Origin of the sequence: Pseudomonas sp. GL93, from assembly GCF_003408955.1 — a bacterium.
GTDB lineage: Bacteria > Pseudomonadota > Gammaproteobacteria > Pseudomonadales > Pseudomonadaceae > Aquipseudomonas > Aquipseudomonas paracarnis.
Genome location: NZ_NKRF01000044.1, coordinates 38,486 through 63,008, shown reverse-complemented (window position 1 = coordinate 63,008; position 24,523 = coordinate 38,486). Strand labels below are relative to the sequence as shown.

General features: G+C 58.3%; 16 protein-coding genes and 1 tRNA gene. All 17 read right to left on the bottom strand.

Annotation, left to right across the window (positions count from 1 at the left end):
* Window positions 1-27: 27 nt before the first annotated feature.
* The 17 genes from CER19_RS07470 to CER19_RS07385 all read right to left on the bottom strand — a co-directional run bounded on the left by CER19_RS07470 (window position 28) and on the right by CER19_RS07385 (window position 24,492).
* On the bottom strand, window positions 28-774 hold the full coding sequence (locus CER19_RS07470) for a hypothetical protein (RefSeq protein ID WP_116665961.1): 747 nt from the start codon (window positions 772-774) through the stop codon (window positions 28-30).
* Window positions 775-1,239: 465 nt separating this feature from the next.
* The gene (locus CER19_RS07465) at window positions 1,240-1,779 is read right to left on the bottom strand and encodes a DUF2247 family protein (RefSeq protein ID WP_116665960.1); all 540 of its coding nucleotides are present in this window, start codon (window positions 1,777-1,779) and stop codon (window positions 1,240-1,242) included.
* Window positions 1,776-12,506 carry a filamentous hemagglutinin N-terminal domain-containing protein gene (locus CER19_RS07460; RefSeq protein ID WP_256660400.1) on the bottom strand — a complete coding sequence of 3,577 codons (10,731 nt, stop codon included), beginning with the start codon at window positions 12,504-12,506 and terminating at the stop codon, window positions 1,776-1,778. The genes CER19_RS07465 and CER19_RS07460 overlap by 4 nt, the downstream gene beginning before the upstream one ends.
* Before the next feature lie 30 nt (window positions 12,507-12,536).
* Window positions 12,537-14,258 (bottom strand): ShlB/FhaC/HecB family hemolysin secretion/activation protein, encoded by a 1,722-nt coding sequence (locus CER19_RS07455; RefSeq protein ID WP_116665959.1) that lies wholly within the window; start codon window positions 14,256-14,258, stop codon window positions 12,537-12,539.
* Between the two features lie 396 nt (window positions 14,259-14,654).
* Window positions 14,655-14,730: transfer RNA gene (locus CER19_RS07450), tRNA-Lys, on the bottom strand.
* 123 nt (window positions 14,731-14,853) lie between these two features.
* Complete coding sequence (gene queE / locus CER19_RS07445; protein ID WP_116665958.1) at window positions 14,854-15,501, bottom strand: 7-carboxy-7-deazaguanine synthase QueE; 648 nt, start codon at window positions 15,499-15,501, stop codon at window positions 14,854-14,856.
* Window positions 15,502-15,665: 164 nt separating this feature from the next.
* Window positions 15,666-16,496, bottom strand: coding sequence for a tol-pal system protein YbgF (gene ybgF / locus CER19_RS07440; RefSeq protein WP_014719713.1), 831 nt, complete (start codon window positions 16,494-16,496; stop codon window positions 15,666-15,668).
* Between the two features lie 6 nt (window positions 16,497-16,502).
* Complete coding sequence (gene pal / locus CER19_RS07435; protein ID WP_003193861.1) at window positions 16,503-17,003, bottom strand: peptidoglycan-associated lipoprotein Pal; 501 nt, start codon at window positions 17,001-17,003, stop codon at window positions 16,503-16,505.
* Between the two features lie 55 nt (window positions 17,004-17,058).
* Window positions 17,059-18,339 carry a Tol-Pal system beta propeller repeat protein TolB gene (gene tolB, locus CER19_RS07430; protein ID WP_032874245.1) on the bottom strand — a complete coding sequence of 427 codons (1,281 nt, stop codon included), beginning with the start codon at window positions 18,337-18,339 and terminating at the stop codon, window positions 17,059-17,061.
* Window positions 18,340-18,356: 17 nt separating this feature from the next.
* Complete coding sequence (tolA, locus tag CER19_RS07425; RefSeq protein WP_003193863.1) at window positions 18,357-19,430, bottom strand: cell envelope integrity protein TolA; 1,074 nt, start codon at window positions 19,428-19,430, stop codon at window positions 18,357-18,359.
* Entirely contained in the window at window positions 19,430-19,882 is a 453-nt protein-coding gene (gene tolR, locus CER19_RS07420; RefSeq protein ID WP_161793227.1) for a protein TolR, read from the bottom strand. Before tolR ends, tolA begins: the two co-directional genes overlap by 1 nt.
* Window positions 19,883-19,905: 23 nt before the next feature.
* Window positions 19,906-20,601, bottom strand: a complete 696-nt coding sequence (tolQ, locus tag CER19_RS07415; protein WP_003193865.1) for a protein TolQ — start codon at window positions 20,599-20,601, stop codon at window positions 19,906-19,908.
* Window position 20,602: 1 nt separating this feature from the next.
* Complete coding sequence (ybgC, locus tag CER19_RS07410) at window positions 20,603-21,058, bottom strand: tol-pal system-associated acyl-CoA thioesterase (protein ID WP_005790903.1); 456 nt, start codon at window positions 21,056-21,058, stop codon at window positions 20,603-20,605.
* A gap of 249 nt (window positions 21,059-21,307) precedes the next feature.
* Window positions 21,308-22,366, bottom strand: coding sequence for a Holliday junction branch migration DNA helicase RuvB (gene ruvB, locus CER19_RS07400; RefSeq protein WP_003193867.1), 1,059 nt, complete (start codon window positions 22,364-22,366; stop codon window positions 21,308-21,310).
* A complete protein-coding gene (gene ruvA / locus CER19_RS07395; protein WP_003175802.1) occupies window positions 22,367-22,978 on the bottom strand; it encodes a Holliday junction branch migration protein RuvA in 612 nt (203 codons plus the stop codon).
* Between the two features lie 72 nt (window positions 22,979-23,050).
* Complete coding sequence (gene ruvC / locus CER19_RS07390) at window positions 23,051-23,575, bottom strand: crossover junction endodeoxyribonuclease RuvC (protein WP_019821257.1); 525 nt, start codon at window positions 23,573-23,575, stop codon at window positions 23,051-23,053.
* A 170-nt stretch (window positions 23,576-23,745) separates the two neighbouring features.
* Window positions 23,746-24,492 carry a YebC/PmpR family DNA-binding transcriptional regulator gene (locus CER19_RS07385; RefSeq protein WP_116665956.1) on the bottom strand — a complete coding sequence of 249 codons (747 nt, stop codon included), beginning with the start codon at window positions 24,490-24,492 and terminating at the stop codon, window positions 23,746-23,748.
* Window positions 24,493-24,523: the final 31 nt, after the last annotated feature.

Genomic DNA, 24,523 nt, shown 5'->3' with positions numbered 1-24,523 from the left:
CCGGCGCGAGGCCGGTGTAGGGGGTATTCAAATCGAAGTCTCACTCTTGATTAAGAAGAAATCTTCCCGAAATAAGCTCTTAAGCTCAGCGCGACGCTTTGAAAATAACGAAAAATCACTCGCCACATCCTGAAGGTTCTTTGTAACTTTCACCAGATACCCATTACTTAACTTTTCAACGGGAAAGCCTGACGCCGCGATCCGGTCAGCATCCACACTCTCGGCAAACTCATCTCCGTAGAACATTGCCCAGCCAATGTTTGGAACGTCTGGTTTCAACGCCGAGTTGAATGACCCAATCTGAAAACTGCTATTTTTCTCATGAGAACCGAGCTCAGGCTCACTAAAGAGATGAAGCATCCCAAGCTGAGGAGGAAAGACTCCGCACCATGCTTTGAAGAGCGAATACCAATCAACCTTCTCGCTACATGCCGAACGGAAGCTGACGGCACCTGGAACCAGCTGCCCCCTGGCGTTCCGCGCCGTATGAACAACACTCCCAGAGCATTTAATTGTCTTTTTTCTCCGCCAAGCGAAGTCTTGGTAGAAATCTGACAAAGCTCCATTGACTCGTATACATGCCTTTGATGCCCAGACACCCTCACTCGCAGCCTTTCCCATGAAAGGCTCTATGAACTTATCTACATTCTGCGACACTTGTTCTGGGACAAGTAAGTCTCCACCCAGGCTTAGAGAGTCAATAAATTTTTCACCAACGCCCCAACCAATCGTTTCAGCCCTTGTTCTAATCGCAATCTGTATATATGGCTTCATATATTATCAAAACTTCGTCAAGTCGCCCGTAGCGGGATTATATCTAAAAACATCACCGCCAGTACTTCTCACCTGGCGCATGAGTTCCCCAGTAAAAAAGGGGACAGATTTATTTTTCATAGCCTAGCAAATGGAAAAAAAATAAATCTGTCCCCTTTTTCCACGGGTACCCCCAGCACGCTTGCGTTCCCCTGAGCAGCCTTCAGGCCGTAGCGTCTACTCTGCCTGGTGCTCGCCGAAGCGGAGGCCGTGCGACCTCTTCGAGTGACAGAGCGACGACGAGGTGCGCCGCACGCTAGGGTGAAATAGGTGTAAACCTATTTCAGGACTAGACATTAAGCAAAAAATAAATCTGTCCCCTTTTTTGCTGTCCCCTTTTTTAATAAAAGGGGTGCAACTTAACTGCAGAAAGGATGCAAATAGGGTGCAAGAAGGCGGCGCGAGGCCGGTGTCGAGATTGTCAGATCAAGTTGAAGCTTTTCTACAGTTCAAAGCAGCCAGCTCATCTTTCAACCATTGCTCATGCTCATGAACAACGTGATCATAGTTCGATGCAGAGTGGTATTGATGCTGCGGCAAAGTCACCCCACCAGGAATCATCGACAGTGGAGCATCAGCCGGCCACTCCCAACTTGACCAAAACTCAGACAATTTTATCAACCCATAGAGCGGGTCCGAGTCTAGGTTTGTTAGCAGTTCTTCCAATGCAACCGCTCGCCATATTCTCCTGGCTCGTTGCATATCCGCATTTTGAAACTCGCTCATTTTTTGCAACTGCGGGCATAGCTCAGATACAGGCAGATCACTATCGTTAGCCAAGCTAACAATCACGTCGAGCAAGGGATTATTCCCTGTCACCTTTTCAAGTTCGGCGTTTGCAAAATTTTCTACACAAGACGTTGGCAATCGCTCCAAAAGGCTAGGAATACCACAGACGCCCTGAAGCAAAACGGCCCAGTCAGTCAAGCCATGCTTGGCAATTCGTTCAAAGACTTCTTGAATCATGGTTTCACCGGTATACCGTTAACAGTTCCATTTGGTACAAACATTCTGTGTGTTACACCGCCCAACTTCGGATCTACAATCCATTCAAACCTACCCGACACACCATTGTAGCTACCTGATGCTTGGTAAAGCGACGAGCCGTTGTTGAGAGGAAATTTAGTCGCGCTGTTTGCATAGTTATCAACAATATCGGGAAAACCATGCGCAACCGGAGTCGATGGGAACTCTTGGATGGCGTAAGGACCATTGGGTTTCTCTAGCTCTGAGTACACAGGTATTGGTTTTCCATCAGCCCCAACAACTTGTTTGTTCGGAAGTTGGTCTACTTTATTTCCGCTACCTTGACCCTTCGTACCATTCCCAATACGCGCTTCGACTAGAACATCATTTGATAGCGCTGCTCCTCCTTTTGCACCAACCACAGTACTGGGTTTCGCCCCAGGAATCCCTAATCCCGCAACCCCAAGCGCCCCAAACAGCAAATTACCCGCTGCGTTCCAACCATCACCATTGATAGCCTGGTTCGCACCGTGACCTGCTTGAAACACACCATTAGCTGCTGCTGCGATTCGAACACTAGCGCCTAACGGCCCCGAAAGTCCATAAATAGCAGGATTTCCGATATTCGCAAGGCCTTGCTGCTCGTTATTTTCGCGCAGAACCCCCTTGGCATCCTTGTAAGTCAGCTCGTTAGTGCTCTTATCTCTACTCCAAGTTAATTGCTCTGCCCAGCCAAGCTCAGCTCTCGCAGCATCAGCGTAGGCATTTTTTGCGTCTGTGGTACCGGCATAAGAAAACTCAGATGTGGCTGCCGGCCCATTTTTAAGCAAGCTCGTCAAGTCAGCGCGCGCCTGCGTCTCTCCCTTTGACGCAATTTGCTCGTAGGTGTAGACCTGCAGGTAGGCGGTTAACTCAGATATGTCAGCTTTGGATAAAGATCCAGGATCCTTCTTGTAAGCCGCCAATAGGTTATCGCTGCGCTGATCCGCTCCTTCAAGCGCTACAAGTTTTTTTGCCGCCCCAATACTTCGATCCTTCTCAAATGCTTCGCGCGCCTTATCCCGCTCAGGCGCGGAGTGGTCTCCTAAAAAGTTGTACTGCGTCGAGTTCTGTGCAATCCATTTCCCTTTCTCCAATTTGCTCGCATCGACATCTTTTTGCGCTGCCGCAGCCATTACGCCGACAATTTGAGAGCTCATAGTCAGTAAGCGTTCGTCGCCCTTAACCAATTGGCTAAGGTCTGCAACCAAGGCTTCGTTAGCCCCAGCTGCTAACGCACCCGTTTTGAAATCACCTCCTGTCGCTTCGGCCAATAGCCCACCGACCATGGCATGAATAGCAACCTTCGGCACAGAACCATCGGCAAATACACCCTTGGTGTAATCACCCACAGCATTGAAGCTGGCGGCGGCCAAGGTGTTGAACAGTGCGGTCTTCAGCGCATCACTCGCGCTCCCTCCCTGCCCAAGGGCTTTGCTTAGCAACATGGAGGTGCCACTTTGCAACGTTTGATTCGCTGCAAATTGCCCTACGCCGCTCACGGTATATAACTTCGGCCCGATAACTTTCCCGGTGACAGTATCCGTATGAGTTCCAGTCCACCCATCAAAATAAGCGGCGGTCAGGCCTGCAGTAACACCAGCAATCACATACCCCTTCATCGCATCCGAAGAAGTTACATCCTTGAGCACTGTGCCCAAATTGCCACGATTGTTAACCACACTGACCGTAGCGTTAGTCGCCGCTCCCGCTGCCACTGCCCCAGCTCCAGCGGCCACCCCAACGCCCGCCCCTGCGCTTGCAGCCGCACCCGCAGCCAACGGCCCAACCACCGCCGCCATCACAATCGCAATAATAATCTGCGACGCAGGCCCCAACCCCGAGTTGCTGTACTTGAAGCTGTCGTGAATCTCCTTGACCTGCCTCCAGTCCACATCCCCGCGAGCCTCTGCATCCTTGATCCAGGCCAGTTGCGGATCGGCCTTGACCATCGCCTCAATCGATTGGCTGACGGTCTGTTGATTGACCTGATTGACGTCGATCTTCAGGCCTTCCACCGCCTTGATCGCGATATTGCCCTCGGCAACCATCTGGGTCTGGCGCAGTGTTTCGTCGGTGTTGCCTTTGCCTTTGGAGGACACCCAGAAGGCATTGTTATTACTCTTCTCGTGACTCTCCTGATGCAGATCCTTCACCGCCTCAAACGTAACCGCACCGCCACTGACAATCGCAATATCCCCACCACTGTAGAGCTTCGCCGCCTGATACTTCTGATCCCCAGCACTCTCCAGCGTCAGGTCTCCACCCGTCTTGACCTCACTCCCGACATTCTTCACATCGGTCACTTCATCACGCTGGGTCTTCTTGCTGCCCCAACTGCCCTTCTTGCTCATGTCGTACAGCGAGTAGTGGCTGTCTTGCGCCGCCAGCATTTGCAGTTCGTTATCCGCATGCACATAGGCTTCATTGCCCGCGCTGATTTTGCTGGCAACCAAAGTCAGGTCAGTGCCAGCGATGGCGATCAGGTCGCCGCCGGCTTTGAGTTCGGCGATTTGTTGGGTGACGTCGTCCAGTTGGGTGGTGGTTTTGGTGCCGCCTTTTTTGCCTTTGGAGTAATCGTGCTGTTCGTTGGCAGCCGACGACAGGGTCAGGTTTTCGCCGGCTTTGACGCTGAGGTCTTTGGCGGCGCTGACGGTGCTGGCGACCACGGCGATGTCGCGACGGGCGTCGATGGCGAGGTTGCCGCCCACGTCCACAGCGGAGGTGTGTTGCAGGATGGTTTGCTCGGTGCCGCTGATGCGGCGGCGTTGGTAGGCGTAGTCGTCCTGTTCGGTCTGGCTGGCGATCAGCACGTCACGTCCTGCGGTCACGCTGGCGTTGCCGCCGGCTTTCAGGTTGCTGCCGAGGTTGAGCACATCGCGGCCGGCGTTCAGCTTGAGCGTGTCGGTGGCTTCGAAGCGTGAGGCTTCGCTGGCCACGTCGTTGCGCAGTTGATAGCCCTGGCCTTCCTGTTTGAAGGTGGTGACGGTGCGTTCGTTGAGGATGTCGCCGGTCACGGCGGTGGCGCTGATGTCGCGGCCATTGACGATGCCGCCGCGGGGGTTGCGGATCGAGTCGGTGGCGAGCATTTCCAGGCGGTTGCCGGCTTGCATCGGGCCGCTGTTGTCGATGTTGCCGGCCACCATGCTCAGGTTGTTGGTGGCGCGCAGGGTGCCGCTGTTGTGCAGGTCGCCGCCGGTGATCAGGCTCACGTCCTGGCCCTGGATCAGCGCGCCGTTGGGGGCTAGGCGGTTGTTGGCCTGGGCCAGGTAGAGCACAGGGGTCAGGACTTTTTCGCCGTTGACCTCGGTTTCTTCCATCCACACGATGTCGTGGGTCAGCGCCGCCACTTGCTCGGCAGTCAGCGACACGCCCAGTTGCAGGTTGACCGAGTCCTTGTAGGCGATGGCGTTGTCCATCAGGTAGCGGAACAGCGCGTCATCGCTGGCGAGGCCGTCGATGTAGCGTTGGCCGGTGCGGGCCATCACGGCTTCGCGGATCAGGCGTTGCTCGTACAGGCCGTCGCCCAGGCGCTTCCAGCTGGCATCGGGGTTGTAGCCGAGTTTGCCGAGCAGGTAGTCGGAGCTCATGAACTGCTTGAGGTCGGTGAGCGCCGGGTTGGTTTCGATCAGGTATTTGTGGCTGTTGTCTACCGGGGTAATGTCCGGCATCCCTTGCACGTGGGTGATCGAGGGTGCGCGGCTGTCCAAAGCCAGTGGGCCTTGGCCATTGATTGCGCCGCTGACGGGCTGGCCGTCGAGGCTGAAACCGCGCTCTTGCACGGCGCTGTAGTCGAGGGTTTTCTCGCGGTCGGCGGCGGTGATGACACGCCCGCCTACGCTGAAGTCACCGGTGGCGGTATTCGCTTTACCCGCTGCGCCGGCCTTCGCGGCCTGGCCGCTGAGGCGGAACAGGCCATTCTGGCTGGTCGGCAAACTGAAGCCGGGTAAGGTCACCGGGTTGACTTGGCGTTGGGCCAGGTCTGGCGGTAGCTGCGCGGTGATCGCCGGCTTGACCGTGGAGGCAAATACATCCGAGTTGGTGTTGCGGTTGGCCGCCGGGGTGTCGATGTTGGTAGCGTTCGGGCGGATGACGCTGTTGTTGATTTCTTTGGTTGCGTTAACGGTGACCGAGCCGGCCGCCTGGATCACCGCTTGGGCGATCACGCTGCCCGAGGTGGGCACGGTGTAGTCGATATCGGAGGTGAAGAAGGTGTCCGAAAACCTCGTCTTCTGAATGAACTGGTCATACGTGTACTGACCCGGCTTGTAGTCACTTGAGTTGGGATCGTTGCTACGGTTGAACAGCCCGATTTCGCTCATCAGCAACAAGTAAGCCGAGCGGTTGCCCGTGTAGTAGTGATAACCGACAGTGCGTTGCTCCCCCCCGGCAGCACCGGTGTTGTTCAGCACATCGGTGTTGATCAGGATGTTTTTTGCCGCCGATATAGAGCTGTAGAGGTTATCGACGGTCTTACTGCCCACCGTCAGGTCGCCACCCGTGTTGATGTAGGCAGAGGGGCTAGTGCCCTTGATGACATCTTCATATTTCTCGAAGCCGCCAAAGACCAGTTCACAACCTTTGCCATCGCAAAGGTCATTCCAGTAAACCGAGAGCTGGCCCGATGTCAGCTGCTTTTCGGTCGTGAACTGGTCACGACGGTTACTCAGGGTATCGGCCAGCAAGCGCATGTTGCCGTCGCTTTCCAGGGTACCGGAGACGTTTTCGATCAGTTCACTGCGCCCGTTGACATCGTCGCGGGCGATGTCGAGGCCGCCCAGGCTGTAGACATCACCAAAGCGGTTGCTGAAGTCGTTGACCCGCAGGGTCATGTCCTTGCCGCTGAACAGCAGGCCTTTTTCGTTGAGCAGATGCGTGGCGTTAAGGCGAACATTCTCGGAGCCGCCCAGGGTGCCGTAGTTGTTCAGTGTTGCAGCATCGACAGTCAGGTCACCCAGCGACGTCAGGCGGCCACGGTTGTTCAGGACGTTGTTGCTGGTGACCTGGGTGGCTGCGCCACCGGTAATACGAGCGCTTTCGCCCAGGTCCATGTTGGCGGCGGATAGGCTCATGTCGCCCAGGCTGCTGATTCGGCCATCGCCGCTATAGGTGCCGGTCAGGGTCAGCTTGAGGGTGCCGTCACTGGCCAGCAGGCCGTCGTTGGTCCAGGTGTCGCCGGTGCCGGTGAGGCTTTGTGCGCCGAGCAATTGGCCGCTGGCGGTCTGGGTGAACTGGCCGATGTCGAGGTTCAGGCGCCCGGCCTGGATCACGCTGCTGTTGGTCCAGCTTGCCGCCTTGATGTCCAGTTGGCCGTTGGTGACGAAGCTGCCGCCAGCGCGGGTGACCTGGTCGGACGTCAGGTCAAACGTGCCAGTGCCGGTATGCACGATGCGCCCGCCGTTGTTATCCAGGCTGCCAGCTTGCAAGTTTAGGGTTTCGTTGGCGCTTTCCAGCACACCTAAGCGGTTATCGAATAAACCGATGGTGTGGATAGCCGTGGTGCCCACACCGCCCATGGCGCGCAGGTTGCCGCTGGCGTTGTTGATGGCCTGTGCGACGAGGCTCAGGGTGCCGTCGCTTTCAATCAGGCCATAGCTGTTGCTCAGGGCCCCCGTCAGGCCGAAATCAATTGTGCGCGCGCCGACCTTGCCGCCGTCGCCGACCGCCGTGCCTTGGTTGTCGAAGTCCTCGGCCGTGACCTTGAGCAAGGTGTCGGCATACACACCGCCTCCCTGGTTATTCAAGGTGCTGGTGACGATGCGGTTTTCACCGCCCAGCGCCGACAGATGCCCAAGTTGGTTGAGCAACCCGCCCTTGGCCTGGATATCCAGCGACTGCGCCTGGGTGATGCCGCTGCCGTTATCGAACAGGCCGGTGACCAGTTTGATCCAGCCGGTGCTGCTGTTGAGGATGCCGCCTGCGGTGTTGGCCACGCTGGCCGTTTCCAGGTCCAGGTTGCCACTGAGACTGTCGACCCGACCTCCCTGGTTATTCAAGGTGCTGGTGAGGCGTATGCGGTTTTCGGTCTGGCTTTGCAGCGTGCCCTTTTGGTTGTTGAGCGCTTGAGCGGCAAGATCCAGCTTGCCCTTTTGGCTGTAAATCAAGCCGTCTTGCTGGTTGTGGATGTCACCGGCCAACACCTTGATCAGCAGGTCTTTCTGGCTGGCGAGCGTGCCTTTGGCGCTGTTGTCCAGGTCGCCGTTGGCAAGGGTCAGGTCGAGTCGATCCTGGCTGACCAGTTGGCCGCCACGGTTGTCCAGGCTGGCAGCGTTCAGCAACAGTGCTGCGCCACTGGCCAGGCGGGCGTTGTTGGCGTTGATCAGCGCACCACTGAGGGTGCCGTCCAGGGTGCTCTGGCTGATCAGTTGCCCACCACTGTTGTCCAGGCTTTGGCCGACCAGAGAGATGTTGGCCGCGCTGACCTGGCCGCCACGGTTGAGGATTTCACTCTGGGCGTTGTTGAAGTCCAGGTGTTGACCAGCAGAAATCAAACCGTTGTTGCCGTTGTCCAGGCGGCCGGCAATGTCGAGGCTGACATCGGCCTGGCCCGAGATGATCCCTTGGTCATTGTTCAAGCTGGCCGCGCTGAGGGTTTGCGTGCCCTGGCTGACCAGGGCGCCCGCTGCGTGGTTATCCAGTGCGCCAGTGAGCAGGGTTTGCAAGGTGCCGCTCTTGCTCGACAACGTGCCTTCGGCGCTGTTGTCCAGGCTGCCGCCCACGACCGTCAGGCCATTCCAGCCAGAGATCAAACCCTTGTCGGCGTTGACCACTGTATCCGCTTCAAGACGCAATTGATCGGCACTGAGGATGACCCCACGATCACCGTTATCGATGCGCTTGGCGGCGACGGTGAACGCCGTCTGGCTGGAGATTTCGCCTTGTTCACGGTTGGTCAGGTTGGCCAGGCGCGCGAAAGTCAGCGGGCCTTTGGCGCTGATCAAGCCTGCGCTGTTATCGAGATTGCCGCCTTGCAGGTCAAGGGTTACAGCGCGTTCGCCGATCAAGCGGCCCTGGCGCTGAATCAGCTGTTGGACGGTGAGTTTCAAGTCGCCCTTGGCCGAGATTTCACCGTCCAGGCTTGAGTCCACACGCTGCCCCACCAAAGTGAGATCGCTTTGACTGTTGATCAGGCCCGCACCGTTGTCGAGGTCAGCGACGGTCAGGTTCAAGGTTTGCTGGCTGCCGATTACGCCACTGCGGTTATCCAGATCGGCTGCGGTCAGCGTCAGGCTGCCGTCGCTGACCAGTTGCCCGCCCTGCCCGTTGTTCAGCGTGCCCGTGCTCAGGGTCTGAAGCGTACCGGCAGAAAGCCGGCCCTTGTCGCTGTTGTTCAATGAGCCCGAGGTTGTAGTAAGCGTAGTGGCAGCGTAAATCAGCCCTTGGTTATGGTTGTCCAGAACGCCGGTGACCTTCAGGTCCAACGCGCCCTGGCTGGCGAGTGCACCAGCGGCTTGGTTGTCCAGACTGTCAGCCTGCACCTGTAGCAAGTTCTTCGCCGACAACACCCCTTCGAGGCTGTTATCCAGCGCCTTGGCGACGCGTACCTGAAGGCTGTCGCCACTGATGAGTTTGCCGCCGCGGTTGTTCAGCGCATCGGCGGCCAACAGGAATGACTGGGTGCTGGAAATCTCACCGCCCTGACTGTTGTCGACGGTGCCCAGGTTGTTCAGCAGCAGTTGGCCCGGTGTCGCGATCAGGCCGTGGTCGCGGTTGATCAGTTGCCCATGGTTCAAGTCCAGTTCGATGTTGGTGTTGCTGACCAGCTCACCACGGTCATGCTGGTCCAGCCCACTCAGGGTTGCCTTGACCGTTGACTTGGCGAAGATCGACCCTTGCTGGCTGTTGTCCAGTTGCCCTGCGTTGAGGGTAATACCAGCGTCACTGCTGATACTGCCGCGCTGGCTGTTATTCAGGCCGGCACTGCGCACATCAACCTGCTGCTTGGCGCTGATCACACCGCCCTGGCTGTTGTTCAGCGCAGTGCTGACCAGCGTGGCTGTGCCATCAGCGAGTAGTTTGCCTGCCTGGTTGTTCAACTGGCCCTGAGTGGTGATCGACAGCGCATTGGCTGCGGACAAAATGCCGCCCTGGCTGTTGTTCAGCGTACCGGCCTTGACGGTTAACACGCCCTCGCTGAGTAGCGTGCCCTGCCCTTGGTTGAGCAGGTCGCCGGTCAGGCTGATGTTCAGGTCTTTTTGGCTGGTGACACGGCCACCCTGGCTGTTGTCCAGTTGGGCGCCGTTCAACACAAGGCTCTCACGCCCCGCCAGCAGGCCTTTGTTTTGGTTAAGCAAGCGTTGGACCGTGAGCGTCAGGCCGCTGTCGCCGATGACCTTGCCGGTGGTGTTGTTCAGTTGATCGGCGACCACCAGCACCTTTGCCTGGCTGGATATCTCGCCTTGCTGGTTAAGAATGGTCTGGCTGCGCAGGTCCACGCCGTTGGTGGCAGCGATAAGGCCGCCGTTGCGGTTATCCAGGGACGTGCCGGTCAGGTTCAGCGCACCGTCGCTGACGAGTTCGCCCGCTTGTTGATTGAGCACACCGACCGTTGCCTGCAAGTCGCCCTTGGCGCTGATGCGACCGGCGCTGTTTTCGAGCTGGTTGGCGTTGAGGGTCAGCGCACCATCGCTGCCCAACTTGCCGCCGTTGCTGTTGTTCAACTGATTCAGTTGCACGTGCGCTACGGCCTTGGTACTGATCACGCCCGCTTGGCTGTTATCCAGATCGCCGCCGGTGAGAGTCAGCGCGTCGTCGGCAATGACCAGGCCACCCTGGTTGATCAGGCTGTCGCCGTGCAACGCCAGGGTGGTTTTGCTGGACGCCAGGCCGCCCTGGCTGTTGTTCAACTGCCCTGCGGCTATTTGTTGAGCCCCCTGGCTGACGAGGTTGCCTTCATTGCGATTGTCCAGCAGCCCGGCGACGGTCAGGTTCATCACGCCCTGGCTGGCAACGGAACCTTTATCGCGGTTATCCAGGCTGGCCGCCTGTACCGTAAGGCTGGTGGCAGAGAAAATCCCCAGGCGATTATCGATGGCACCGCTGGCGGTCACGTTGAGGTTGCTGCCCAGCAATTTGCCTGAACGGTTATCCAGGGTCGTGCCGATCACGGTGGTCTGATCGGCAGAGATTTCACCCGCCTGGTTGCTCAATTGCCCGGCGGTTACACGGGCCTGCGCCTGGCTGGCGACCAGGCCGTTATCGTTAGTCAGTTGGCCGGCGTTGAGCGTCAGGTTCTTGAGGCCGATTACGCGACCGCTCTGGTTATCCAGTGCAGCGGTTACCGTAACGTCGGTGCTGTTTTCACTGTGCAGCAGACCGTTGGTGCGGTTATCCAGGCCGGTGGCCGTTACCTTCAGCGACTCTTTGCCAAGCGCGCGGCCGCCACGGTTGTCGAGTTGATTGGCATTGATCAAGGTGGTGGTGCCGCTCAACGTGCCGCCTTGGTTATTGAGGGTCTGGCTGGCTGTAGCGGTAAGGGTTCGGCTGGCAACCACGCTGCCGCTATTGCTCAGGTTCGCCGCGTGCAGGCTGACATCGCCATTGGCATTGCGGCTTTCATCAGCGTTGACACCGGCTTCGATGATGCCGCTGTTGATCACCTGCCCATTGCTGGTCAGAGTGATGCTGTCCCGTGCGGCGAGGCTTTTCTGGTTGCTCAGGCCACCCGTGGTTTGCACATCGATTCGCGTGCCGGCATACACCGCCCCGACAGCATCCAACTGACCGGCCTTGATCACCACCGCTTCGCTGGCTTTGGCATTGGCCAAACTCAGGCGCCCATTGGCATCTAGCTGAATGTCACCGCCGCTAGCCATGAGTGCACCGTCGAGCTTAACGCCCACACCGGCTTCAGTCCCCACCAGCTTGATCGCCCCGGCATACATCCCACCCAACGCCGTCGAGTCAATCGCCAGCCCCGGCTTGGCGCTACCGTCGTCGGCCCGTGCGGTGGCACTCAAGGTCTGCGCATTCACATCATTGCGCCCAGCAACCACGCTCAACTTGCGCGCATTGATCTGCGCATTGATCTTGGCCGAGCGGGTGATGATTTCGAAGCGGTCGACGTTGCTGGCGTTCAAGCCCTGGCCGTCGATAGTTACGGCGCCGCCATCGACCTGGTAACGGTCCAGGCGGCCGTTATCGAGGATGGGTTTGCCGGTGGTCAGGGTGACGTTGGGGGTGTTGATGAAACCGCAGCCACTGCAGGTGATGCCGTAGGGGTTGGCGACGATGACCTTGGCCGACTGGCCCGCCACTTCGGTGTAGCCGCGCAACTGGCTCGGGCTGCCGCCGTTGACTTCGTTGAGGATGATATTGGCGGCGCGGCCTTGCAGGTTCGGGTTGCCGAGGATAATGCCGCCCAGTTGCGTCGATTGGGTACGGTCGGTGGCGTTGTTGAGGATTACGCCGTTGGTGCCGACGTTGTAGTCCTTGAACTGGTTGTGGGACAAGCCACTGCCATTGGGGGTGGCGATGTTCACCACCGGCACGCCATTGCCCGCCACGCCCACGGTGGTGCCGGGCGCGCTAACCACGATGCCTTCGGCCTGGGCCAGCAGCGGTTGCCAGAACAGCGCGTTGGCCAGGATCAGCGCCAGGCCACGTTTGGGCAGGCCGAGGAACGCGTCACGGCTTTTCAGGGCAGCAGATGGCTGGCGAACCAGGAAGGCAAATTGGCGAACATCCATTTCAAATTCTCGTTGCAACTGGGCGTTGAATTACAGGAAGAAATCCAGGCGGAAGTAGATCGGCGCTTCGCGTTCAAGCAGCGCGGCCGGTCGTTCCAGGGAGTGGGCAAAGGTCACGCTGGTGCTGAGGTATTTACCGCGGGCGAACAGCTCAAGTGAGTTACTCGAGACGCGGCCGTGCACTTCGCCGTTGTAGCGACCGTTGCGGATCACGCCTTGGTCGTAACCGACACTGGCGCCGTATTCACCGAACACCGGGCGCAGCCAGTCGAGCGTCACCGGGCGGCTCCAGCGCAGGTCGTTGCGCCAGTAGCCGCCGCTGTCGCCGGTCAGTTGCTGGTCCTTGTAGCCGCGTATCGACGCCGAGCCGCCGAGGCTCATGCGCTGGGGGCTGAACAGCACGTCTTCACTGCGTTGGCCGGTGGCCAGGCTGGTGAAACTGAACGACTCGCCCCACAGCGTGAAGGGTTGCAGGTAGCTGACGGTGGCGGTGTATTTGCGGTAGCGGGAGTTGGCCAGTCGATTGCCATTCTGATCGCGCTCATGTTGGGCCTGGGCATCAAGCAAACCAATGCCGTCCTGCATACCGAGGTCAATGTTGACAAAAGCACTGCCAACTCGCCGACCGTGGTTGATACCCCACTGCAACTCGCTGAGCCGATTGCTGCTGACGGCCAAGCGGCTGTCTTCGATGTAATTGTTGGTACGCAGGTGGGACAGGCCGACGTTGAGCGAGGTTTTGCTCACGGCATCACGGTGGATCACCCGCTCAGCGCGCAACTGATGGTTTTCACTGTCGCCGGTTTGCTTGAAGTCAAAACCATCGCCCTGGACCACCGAACGGTAGTCGCTCTGGTTGTAGCTGTAGCTGAAGTTCCACCAGCCCCAGGGCACGTTGTAGTAGAGCATCGCGTTCTTGGAGGTTTTCTGGTGGTCGCTGACGGCGTCATGGCCGCCGCGCAGAATCAGCTGATCGGCCAGGCCCAGCGGGCTGTCCCATTCAAAGCCGGTACCCCACTGCTGCTCGCCGGTGCTTTTCTGGCCATCATTGTTACGCGACAGGCTGGCACGCCACGGCTTTTGCGGGTTGTTTTTGACCAACACCGAGCTGCCGCCCACGGCATCGCCCGGGGCCAGCTCCATTTGGGCTTGATTGGACGGCAAACGGTTGAGTTGATCGACGGCCTGCTCGATTTCCCGCAGGTTCAAGATCTCGCCGCTTTTGCCGGGAAAAGCCATGGCCAGTTCGCGGTCCGACAGCTTGCCGGTGTCGGCGCCTTTCAGGCCTTCAAGCTTGCCCTCCACTACCAGGACTTGCAGATGCCCTTTGGACATATCCTGCTGCGGCAAATAGGCGCGGCTGGTCACCAGGCCCTTGTCGATGTAGTAGTTGGTGATGTCTTTGAGCAGGGCGTTGAGTTGTGCAACGCCCAGGCACTGACCGGCGTACGGTTTGAGTAGACGCTCGCGTTCAGCGGCAGGCAGGTGGTCGGCACCCTGGAGTTCAATGGTTTGGATCGGGAAGCAACGGCTGTCCACCGGGGCTACCGGCGCTTCGGGCCGGGCCTCTTTGCCAGGCAGTTCCTTGAGCTGCTCAAGGCGGCGCTGTTGGTCTTCCAGCAGGCGGTTTTGCCGCTCGCGGATCAGGTCCTGATCCCCCGGCAGGGTTGCCGCCATCACGCTGTGGGAAACGAGGCAGGCAAGCAGGGCAATGCTCAGTGAATACCGAGTCCGTGGCAGTGAGGCAGACATGTTCGATCCATCGCGTGACGAAGGATGGCAAACTAACATCGTGGGAATGACGCGCCAATAAACTGACTAAACTTTAGGAAATTTCCTACAAACAACTAACATTATGATTTTTAACGTAAAAATTAAAAATAAATAAATATCGGCTGAAATCTTGAAAAATTTTCCGACCAGCGGTATCAGATTTGATACACATTGAACACACACAAACGATCGGACTATTCGGCCAACACCGGTCCGCGTATGAGTATTTGATTGATTTAAGGAATGTCTGGACGACAACGGGAATCTGAGCAGCCGCTGACCCAAGGTCGACTCGGCCAGGCCAAATTACAGGCAAAAAAAAACCCGGAAATCCTCACTTGCGTGGGCCTTCCGGATTTTCTAAACCGCCAAAAATGGTGGGTCGTGTGGGATTCGAACCTACGACCAATTGGTTAAAAGCCAACTGCTCTACCAACTGAGCTAACGACCCGCTGTGTGGTGGCGCGTATAATACTGATTTCTAAGGATTATTCAACACCTTATTTGAAATAAATCAGAAAAAACGCATTTGAACGGTAATTCGGTGGGCAGAACGTCTCTTGCAGCCGTCGGATCAGCGCCCCGGCTCGTCGTTCCACAGGTACTTATGCAGCTGCAATTGCAGGCGCACCGGCAGGTTGTCCGCCACTACCCAGTCCGCCAGGTCGCGGGCATTCAGGTCGTGATGGCTGGGCGAGAACAGTACCTCGCCCGCACGGCGCTCGAGGCCGTATTGGATTAGCTTGGAGGTAGCCCAGTCATAATCGTCACGGGAACAGATGACGAACTTGACCTGATCGTTGGCCGTCAGCAAGTCCATGTTCTCGTAGCGGTTGCGGTGTGCTTCCTTGGAGTCGGGGGTCTTGAGGTCGACCACTCGGCTGACTCGCGGGTCGACCGCAGAGATGTCCAGGGCGCCGCTGGTCTCCAGTGAGACCTCGTAGCCGGCATCACACAGGCGCTTGAGCAACGGGATGGCATTGGGTTGCGCCAATGGCTCGCCGCCCGTCACACAGACGTAGCGCGGCCGGTAGCCGGCAACCTGTTCCAGGATGTCGTCGAGGGTGCGCACGGTGCCGCCGCTGAAGGCGTAGGCGCTGTCGCAGTATTGGCAACGCAATGGGCAGCCGGTGAGCCGTACAAATACGGTGGGCAGGCCAGCGGTGCGCGTTTCACCCTGTAACGAGTAAAAGACTTCGGTAATACGTAATGTGTCTTGCATAGTCGCCACGGGCGTAACAGCTAAACAGGCTGTCCGCCTCCGTCAGGCACTTCAAGGGATTGCGCCAACGCGTCAACCCCAGGAAGCGTGTTTCATAAAAGGGCGTGGATTCTAACGAAAAAACCCGCGACAAGCGCGGGTTTCTTCTAAACGGACTGCATTGCTTACAAGCGTTGCAGGTCCCGCTGGGCCAACTGCGCCGCGGAGGTACCCGGGTACTGGGCAACCACCTGCTGCAGAATGCCTTTGACCTTGTCGGTATGACCCAGGCGGCGTTCTACGTCAGCGAGTTTATACAGCGAATCCGGAACCTTGGCGTGCTTGGGGTACAGCTGGCTGACCTTGGCAAAAGCCTGGCCAGCCCCCTGCAAATCACCCTTTGCCAGGTTGACCTCACCCAACCAGTACTGGGCATTGCCCGCGTACTGGCTGTTGGGGTACTTGCGCAGGAAAGCGGTAAAGGCCTGGCTGGCCTTATCGAAATCCTTGGCCTTGATCAGGTCGAAGGCTGCATCGTAATACAGTTTTTCCTTCGCCGGATCACCCGGTTCACTGCTGGCAGCAGGGGCAGCAGCTGCGGCCCCCGCTGCTGCGCCACCGGCAGCAGCGCTTGGCGCGCCACCGGCAGCAGAATTATCAGGAGTAGCGGCAGGTGCAACACCGGCTCCAATACGACGATCAAGATCCTGGTAACGCTCCAGGCCTTCTTGCTTGAGCTGGTTCACCTGGTTCTGCAGAACTTCAATGGCGCCTTGTTGCTGGGCCAATTGATCCTGCATGCGTTGCAGCTGGTTGAACAGCTCGCCCTGTGCCGAGGGAGCGGACGTAGCCGCTCCCCCCGCATAGGCGCCGTTCGTGCCATAACCTGCTGGCGGATAACTGCTCCCGCTATTGTTATAGCCTGAGTTGCTATCCGTTACAGGAACCGCAGCCCACACCGCAAGCGGTGCGAAGCTGAGAGCCAATACAGTTAGAGCACGACGGCACGTTCGCATGACGAATTACTTACGCAGTTCGACGCGACGGTTCTGAGCCCACGACTGTTCGTCGTTGCCAGTTGCAACTGGACGCTCTTTACCGTAGGAAACCAGTTCCAGTTGGCCTGGAGCAACACCTTGCAGTACCAGGTAGCGCTGAACGGCTTTCGCACGACGCTCGCCCAGTGCCATGTTGTACTCACGAGTACCACGGGCGTCAGTGTTACCTTCCAGAACAACGCGAGCGCCGTTAGCTTTCAGGTCCTTGGCGTGAACGTCCAGAGCGCGCATGGCTTCTGGCTTCAGGTCCGAACTGTCGTATTCGAAGTAGAAAGTGGTGATAGCGCGCAGAGCAGCTTCTTCGCTCAGGGAGCCGTCGACCGCACCAGTGTTGGCGCCGTAACCAGCGTTTGGATCAACAGCTGCGCCTTCACCGGCATTGTCGCCGCCTTTAGAGGAGCAACCAACGGCTACGGACAGAGCCAGAGCCAGAGCAGCAAACTTACCAAACTTCAGCATTTCCATCGTGAAACTCCTAATGAACCCCAGTGTGTTAAGTACTTCTTTTTGTAGCGCCGCGTCAGTTCAGGTAAGGGGACCAGGATGGTTCTCTGACTTCGCCTTGTGCGGTAGGAAGTGGGAGCCTTACGCGTCCATTGATGGACACGAGCATCAAGACTCCCCGGCCCTGCTGGCGGGTGGCGTAGATTACCATGGTGCCGTTGGGCGCAACAGTGGCTGACTCATCAAGGTTGGTATCTGTAAGGATTTTTACGGTTCCGCGCTGCAAATCCTGGGCCGCAACCCGGAAATTAGTGAAACCATCCTGACGGTGAATCATCACCAACGTCTTTTCATCGGCCGAAAGCTTGGGGTTGGCGTTGTAGTTACCAATAAAGGTCACACGTTCCGCACCGCCGCCGTTGACATTTGCCTTGTAGACCTGAGGCTTGCCGCCACGGTCGGAGGTGAAGTAGATGGTCGAACCATCCTTACCCCAGAACGGTTCGGTGTTGATGCCCGGGCCGCTGGTCACACGCGAGAGCTGACGCGAGGCCATGTTCATCACGTAGATGTCCGGATTGCCGTCCTTGGACAGCACGAAAGCCAGGCGCGAACCGTCCGGCGACCAGGCTGGCGCACCGTTGAGGCCTTCGAAGTTGGTGATCTGCTCACGACGGCCAGTATCGATGTGCTGCACAAAGATGCGCGGACGACGCTGTTCGAACGATACGTAGGCAATACGCTTGCCGTCCGGCGCGAAGCGCGGCGACAGGATTGGCTCACGGGACTGCAGCAAGGTCACTGCACGTGCACCGTCGTAGTCCGAACGCTGCAGGGTGTAGCGGGTATTGTCTACAGAGAAACGCTCAGCCGTCACATACAGCAGGCGCGTCGAGAACGCCCCCTTGATACCGGTGAGTTTTTCAAACGACTGGTCCGAGATGTAGTGAGCCATGTCGCGCAGTTGCTCGGCGGTACCCGATACGCTGCCGGTCAATACCTGCTGCTCGGTGGCCACGTTGAACAATGTGTACTGGATCTGCAGGCGACCGCCGGCTGGCGTGATGCTGCCGACCATCAGGTACTGGGCACCGACCGCCTTCCAGTCACGGAAGATGACTTCGCTGGCCTGGGTTGGCTGGCTGATCATGTTGCCTTTTGGAATCGGCGCGTAGTAACCGGAGTTACGCAGGTCGTCGCTGACGATCTGGGCCATGTCGTCCGGCAGCACGCTGCCGCCCTGCCAACCGAACGGCACGACTGCAATCGGGGTGGCCCGATCACTGCCGCTGGTTACCAGGATGTTCTTTTCATCCGCCGCCGCTATCCCTGCCATACAGCAAATAACGACAAGCATTCCTCGAAGAAGGTTTCTCACAAGGCTAGATCCTCAGGTGTGAATGTCATCTTGAATGAACGATAGGGAGCGAAGTCACTTGGTTTCATTCCCTGCATCTCGGTCAACCGGCCAATATTCTTGACCGCTGCAACCGCCGAACTGTCGAACGAACCGTCACCACTGGACTTGGCCACGCTGACCGAAGTCACCGTACCGTCCGGCAACATGCCGATCTGCAGCACTACTGTCATGCCTTTACGTGCCGAAGGTGGACGTGTCCAGCCTTCCGCTGCCCGCGCCCGAATCAGGTCGTCGAAACTGCCCGCGACTTCATCGCCACGCTCATCGGCCAAGGCTTGCTGACGCTGCGGCGTGTCGGAAAGCAAATCTGCCAGGGCCTGGGCCTTTTTCTCTTCGGCGGATTTGCGTGCTGCTTCCTGGGCCTTCTTCTTGGAGGCGTCGGCGGCAGCTTTCTTCTTCGCTTCGTCGGCGACTTTCTTCTTCGCCTCGTCTGCTTCAGCTTTTTTCTTGGCGTCTTCGGCGGCTTTCTTCTTCGCGTCTTCGACTATCTTTTTCTTGGCTTCTTCAGCGGCCTTTTTCTTGGCCTCTTCTTCGGCAGCCTTCTTGGCTTCTTCTTCCGATTTCTTCTTGGCTATATCAGCCAATTGTTTCTCTTCGGCCTTTTTCGCTTCGGCAGCTTTCTCGGCTTTCTTGGCTTCATCAGCCTTTTTCGCCTCGTCGGCCTTCTTGGCTTCGTCAGCCTTTTTCGATTCCTCGGCCTTTTGAGCCGCCTCTTCTTTCTTTTGTTCCGCAGCAGCCTTCACCGCTTCCTGCTCGACCTTCTTCTGTTCCATCTGCTCGACTTCAGTCTGGCGCGCGGCCGACTTCTGGGCCTCACCCGCAATCTTCTGATTGGTCTGGGTGGTAGCCTGGCTTTTCGATTTCAGCTGATACAGGGTCGCCTGCACGATCGGTTTGGCTGGCGGCAGGTCCGGGGTCATGGCAAAGCTGACAAACAGCATGCCGAACACCAGGACGTGCAGGGCAATTGCCCACACGCCAGGCCAGAAGTAGCTTTCCGAGGCGGACGGCTCTCGCTGTTGCTGCATCAGGGCGCCTCGGTAATCAAGCCAACGTTACCGACGCCGGCCTTCTGCAGCCCGCCCATAGCGCCCATGACGGAGCCGTAGTCGACCGATTTGTCACCCCGGATAAACACCTGGGTGTGCTTGCCGCCTTCGTTGCCGGAGCGAATGATCTTGGTCACCGCATCGGTCATGGCCGGCAAGGTCAGGGCCTTGTCCTGCTGCTTTTGCGTGTCGACTTCGCTGCCAAGGTTCCAGTAATAGGTCTTGTCAGCCTTGATCGAAATGGTCAGGACCTGCGTGTTGTTGTCCTGCGGCAAGGCTTCACTGGAAACCTTGGGCAGATCAACCTTCACGCCCTGGTTGAGCATCGGCGCGGTCACCATGAAGATCACCAGCAGCACCAGCATCACGTCGATGTAAGGCACTACGTTCATCTCGGCGACCGGCTTGCGCTTTTTGCGAGCTCGAGCGATTAAAGCCATTGGGAATTACCTGCTTATTCTTCGCTGGTGTGCACTTTACGGTGCAGGATCGCCTGGAATTCATCGGCGAAGGTGTAGTAACGGCCGATCAAGGTTTCGCTGGTTGCGGCAAAACGGTTGTAGGCGATTACTGCGGGGATAGCGGCGAACAGGCCGATCGCGGTGGCGATCAGGGCTTCGGCAATACCCGGGGCCACGGTGGCCAGTGTGGCTTGCTGCGCCTGGGCCAGGCCGCGGAAGGAGTTCATGATGCCCCATACGGTACCGAACAGGCCGATGTACGGGCTGACGGAACCCACGGTGGCGAGGAACGGCAGGCCCTGCTCAAGCTTCTCTTCTTCGCGGGAGATGGCCACGCGCATGGCACGGGCCACGCCTTCCATCACCGCTTCCGGGTCGACGCCAGGCTGCTGGCGCAGACGGGAGAATTCCTTGAAGCCGGCACGGAAGATCTGCTCGACGCCGGAGTCCGGGTCCGGGTTGCTGCCGGCCTGGCGGTACAGCTTGGACAGGTCGATACCCGACCAGAAGCGCTCTTCAAAGCTCTCCAGGGCACGTCGACCGGCGCGCAACATGTTGCTGCGCTGAAAAATCATGACCCAAGAGGTAACCGATGCGGCTACCAGGGTCAGCATGACCAGTTGAACCACAACACTGGCATTGCTGACCAGGCTCCACATGGAGGAATGGTCGACGACGGTAGGTTCCACGCTAAATCTCCTGCTTTGATTGTTGACCCGCGCCGCTCACGGCGGCAAAGGCCGCGCGTAGAGTTTCGGGAATGGCCCGAGGTTTCAAGCTGTTGGTGCGCACACACGCCACCAGGAACTGCCCCTCACAGAGCAGCGTTGCATCCGTGGCCCGCCTGACCTGCTGTTTGAAACGCAGGCTGGCACGGTTCAATTCAATGACTTCGGCACTGACCAGCAATTCATCGTCCAGTCGCGCCGGTGCGTGGTAACGCGCCTCGCTGGAATGCACGACGAATAACAGGTCCTCCCCTGCCAGCGTGGATTGGGCAAAGCCCAGCTCCCGTAGCCGCTCGGTTCGAGCCCGCTCCATGAATTTCAGGTAGTTGACGTAATACACGATGCCGCCGGCATCGGTGTCCTCGTAATAAACGCGACAGCGATGTGCGAACGACTGATCCCCGTTTTGCGCGCGCATACTCTAGTGCTTACTCCTCAGGTTGCCAATCCGGCTGGACAACTGTTTTTTCATTCCTGAACGCTTTTGCAGTGACTCAAATGACGACGCCAGACACTGGGACAGCACAAAGCTCGGATAAATCACCCCACATGACAAATACCCTGTAGGAGCGAGCTTGCTCGCGAAGAACCTGAGCACGCCGCGTATAACCAGACATATCGCGTTATCGTTGGCGTTTTTCGCAAGCAAGCTCGCTCCTACAATTTTTTAATCGTCTACCGCATCGAGGAATTCGTCTACCACGGGCATCTCGCCCAATCGTGACGGAATGTTTAGCCCAAAGTGCAAATAGGCATGGCGCGTCACCACTCTGCCCCGTGGTGTACGCATGATATAGCCTTGCTGGATCAGGTACGGCTCCAGCACGTCCTCAATGGTATGGCGCTCTTCACTGATAGCCGCCGCCAGGCTGTCCACGCCGACCGGGCCACCGTCGAATTTCTCGATCATGGTCAAAAGTAGACGTCGATCCTGATGATCAAAGCCATGCTCGTCCACATCCAGCAGGTTCAAAGCCAGGTCCGCCACCGCCTTGGTGATGTGGCCCTTGGCACGCACCTCGGCAAAGTCGCGCACGCGGCGCAGCAAACGGTTGGCAATTCGTGGCGTACCGCGAGCGCGTCGAGCGATCTCAAAGGCGCCTTCCGGGTCCAAGGGCAAGCCAAGGATACTCGCCGACCGGCTGACAATGGTCGCCAGATCGGCGGTGCTATAGAACTCTAGACGTTGAACAATGCCGAAACGGTCTCGCAGCGGGTTGGTCAACATGCCCGCGCGGGTGGTGGCGCCCACCAGTGTAAACGGCGGCAGGTCGAGCTTGATCGAACGGGCCGCAGGGCCTTCGCCGATCATGATGTCGAGCTGGAAATCTTCCATGGCCGGGTACAGCACTTCTTCGACAATTGGCGACAAGCGATGGATTTCGTCGATAAACAGCACGTCGTGGGGTTCAAGATTGGTCAGCAGCGCTGCCAGGTCACCCGGCCGCTCCAGCACCGGGCCGGAGGTGGACTTGATCGACACGCCCATTTCCTGGGCGATGATATTGGCCAGGGTGGTCTTGCCCAACCCCGGCGGGCCGAAGATCAGGGTGTGGTCCAGGGACTCACTGCGCCCGCGCGCGGCCTGGATAAACAGCTCCATCTGCTCGCGCACGGTGGGCTGACCGATGTATTCGGCCAGGCTCAGGGGGCGGATGGCCCGGTCCTGGACTTCTTCACGGTCACGCGGGCCGGTGGCCGCGATCAGACGATCGGCTTCAATCACTTAAATCATTCCCTTCAGGGCACGGCGGATCATGTCTTCGCTGCTCAGGTTCTTGTCCTTGATGGCCGATACCGCCTTGCTGGCCTCCTGAGGCTTGTAGCCCAGGGAGATCAGCGCACTGACGGCATCGCTTTCGGCACTGGCGACCTGGCCAGCCGGCATATCCGGCTGGTTCGGTACCAGGGCGAACATGCTCGGCACCACTTCCCAGGCTTTGAAGCGGTCCTTGAGCTCGACCAACAAGCGTTCGGCGGTCTTCTTGCCCACCCCCGGCACCTTGGTCAGGGCCGAGGTGTCCTGGGCCGATACAGCACGCACCAACTCATCCACTTCCAGGCTCGACATCAAGGCCAGGGCCAATTTGGGCCCCACGCCATTGAGACGAATCAGCTCGCGGAAGAAATCGCGGTCGCGCTTGCCGATGAAACCATAGAGTAGTTGCGCGTCTTCGCGCACCACTAAATGCGTGTGCAAGGTTATCGGCTCGCCGACCGACGGCAGGCGATACAGGGTGGTCATGGGCACTTCAAGCTCATAACCCAACCCATTCACATCCAGAATCAGGTGCGGCGGCTGTTTCTCAGCCAGGGTGCCGCGCAAGCGTCCAATCACGGTTCAGATCCTTAAAGCTTTGGGGGGTCAGATCGGGGCCTGACCGCAAAAATAACGATTGCGCTGATGCTATCAGAGACGCAGGCGCCCGCCACGACTACGTGCTGCGCCCAAGCCGTGAGGCAACAGGCTGGAGCGGGTATGGGCATGGCAAATGGCGATGGCCAGGGCGTCGGAGGCGTCGATCTGTGGTTTTGACGTGAGCTTGAGCATGTGCATCACCATCATCTGCACCTGCTCCTTGTTGGCACCACCGGTACCGACCACAGCCTGCTTGACCTGGGTCGCGGTGTATTCAGCGATCTCCATACCCTCCTCGGCACCCGCCACGATGGCAGCGCCACGGGCCTGGCCGAGCTTCAACGCCGAGTCGGCGTTCTTGGCCATGAAGACTTTTTCGATGCCCATGGTGACCGGGCCGTAGGTCTGGATGACTTCACGTACGCCGCGATAGACGATCTGCAGCCGCTCGGCCAATTCCCCTGCGCCAGTGCGGATGCAGCCCGAGGCGACGTACACACAGCCGCGTGGGGTCTGCTGCACCACGCCAAAACCGGTGATGCGCGAACCGGGGTCGATACCTAGGATTAAAGTCATAACGCCTGCGGGTTGGATTTACAACGGTATGTGCCAGGCACACATTTGTGTAACAGCATAGAACCCCTGTGGGAGCTGGCTTGCCTGCGATACGGGCACCTCGGTACTTCTGTCAAATCGAGGTGATGCTATCGCAGGCAAGCCAGCTCCCACATCGGGTCTCATCGTGCTTAGGCAAGCTGTTCGGCCACGGATTCCGGGATCTCGGCATTCGAATACACATTCTGCACATCATCCAGGTCTTCAAGCATGTCCAGCAGCTTCAGCACCTTCTGGGCACCGTCCAGGTCCAGTTCGGCACTGGTGGTCGGCAGCATCACGATCTCCGCGTCGGTGCCGTTGAAACCAGCGGCTTCCAGGGCATTACGCACGGCGTAGAAGCTGGCGAACGAGGTAAACACATCGATGGAGCCGTCTTCGTTGGTGACCACGTCATCGGCATCCGCTTCCATCGCGGCTTCCATCAGCGCGTCTTCATCGGTGCCCGGTGCGAAGGTGATCTGCCCCTTGCGCTCGAACAGGTAGGCCACCGAACCATCCGTGCCGAGGTTACCACCGCACTTGCTGAACGCATGACGTACGGCCGCCGCTGTACGGTTGCGGTTGTCGGTCATGCATTCGACCATCACCGCCACGCCGCCCGGGCCGTAGCCTTCGTAGGTCAGCTCGACCATGTCGTCGGTATCGGCCGCACCGGCACCACGGGCCACGGCGCGGTCAATGATGTCGCGGCTCATGTTCGCGCCCAGCGCCTTGTCCAGCGCCAGGCGCAGACGCGGGTTGGAGCCCGGGTCACCGCCACCCTGGCGGGCCGCGACGGTCAGTTCGCGGATCCACTTGGTGAAGATCTTGCCTTTCTTGGCATCCTGACGCTCTTTGCGGTGCTTGATGTTCGCCCACTTGGAATGGCCAGCCATAACACAACTCCGAATTCTCTAGAAACCTTAT

Coding starts and splice junctions, on each gene's coding strand:
- tolB (WP_032874245.1), bottom strand. CDS start 18,339: ATGCTTGTCGTTATTTGCTGTATGGCAGGGATAGCGGCGGCGGATGAA.
- ybgC (WP_005790903.1), bottom strand. CDS start 21,058: ATGCGCGCGCAAAACGGGGATCAGTCGTTCGCACATCGCTGTCGCGTT.
- ybgF (WP_014719713.1), bottom strand. CDS start 16,496: ATGCGAACGTGCCGTCGTGCTCTAACTGTATTGGCTCTCAGCTTCGCA.
- pal (WP_003193861.1), bottom strand. CDS start 17,003: ATGGAAATGCTGAAGTTTGGTAAGTTTGCTGCTCTGGCTCTGGCTCTG.
- CER19_RS07465 (WP_116665960.1), bottom strand. CDS start 1,779: ATGATTCAAGAAGTCTTTGAACGAATTGCCAAGCATGGCTTGACTGAC.
- CER19_RS07455 (WP_116665959.1), bottom strand. CDS start 14,258: ATGTCTGCCTCACTGCCACGGACTCGGTATTCACTGAGCATTGCCCTG.
- queE (WP_116665958.1), bottom strand. CDS start 15,501: ATGCAAGACACATTACGTATTACCGAAGTCTTTTACTCGTTACAGGGT.
- CER19_RS07470 (WP_116665961.1), bottom strand. CDS start 774: ATGAAGCCATATATACAGATTGCGATTAGAACAAGGGCTGAAACGATT.
- ruvC (WP_019821257.1), bottom strand. CDS start 23,575: ATGACTTTAATCCTAGGTATCGACCCCGGTTCGCGCATCACCGGTTTT.
- tolA (WP_003193863.1), bottom strand. CDS start 19,430: ATGCAGCAACAGCGAGAGCCGTCCGCCTCGGAAAGCTACTTCTGGCCT.
- CER19_RS07385 (WP_116665956.1), bottom strand. CDS start 24,492: ATGGCTGGCCATTCCAAGTGGGCGAACATCAAGCACCGCAAAGAGCGT.
- CER19_RS07460 (WP_256660400.1), bottom strand. CDS start 12,506: ATGGATGTTCGCCAATTTGCCTTCCTGGTTCGCCAGCCATCTGCTGCC.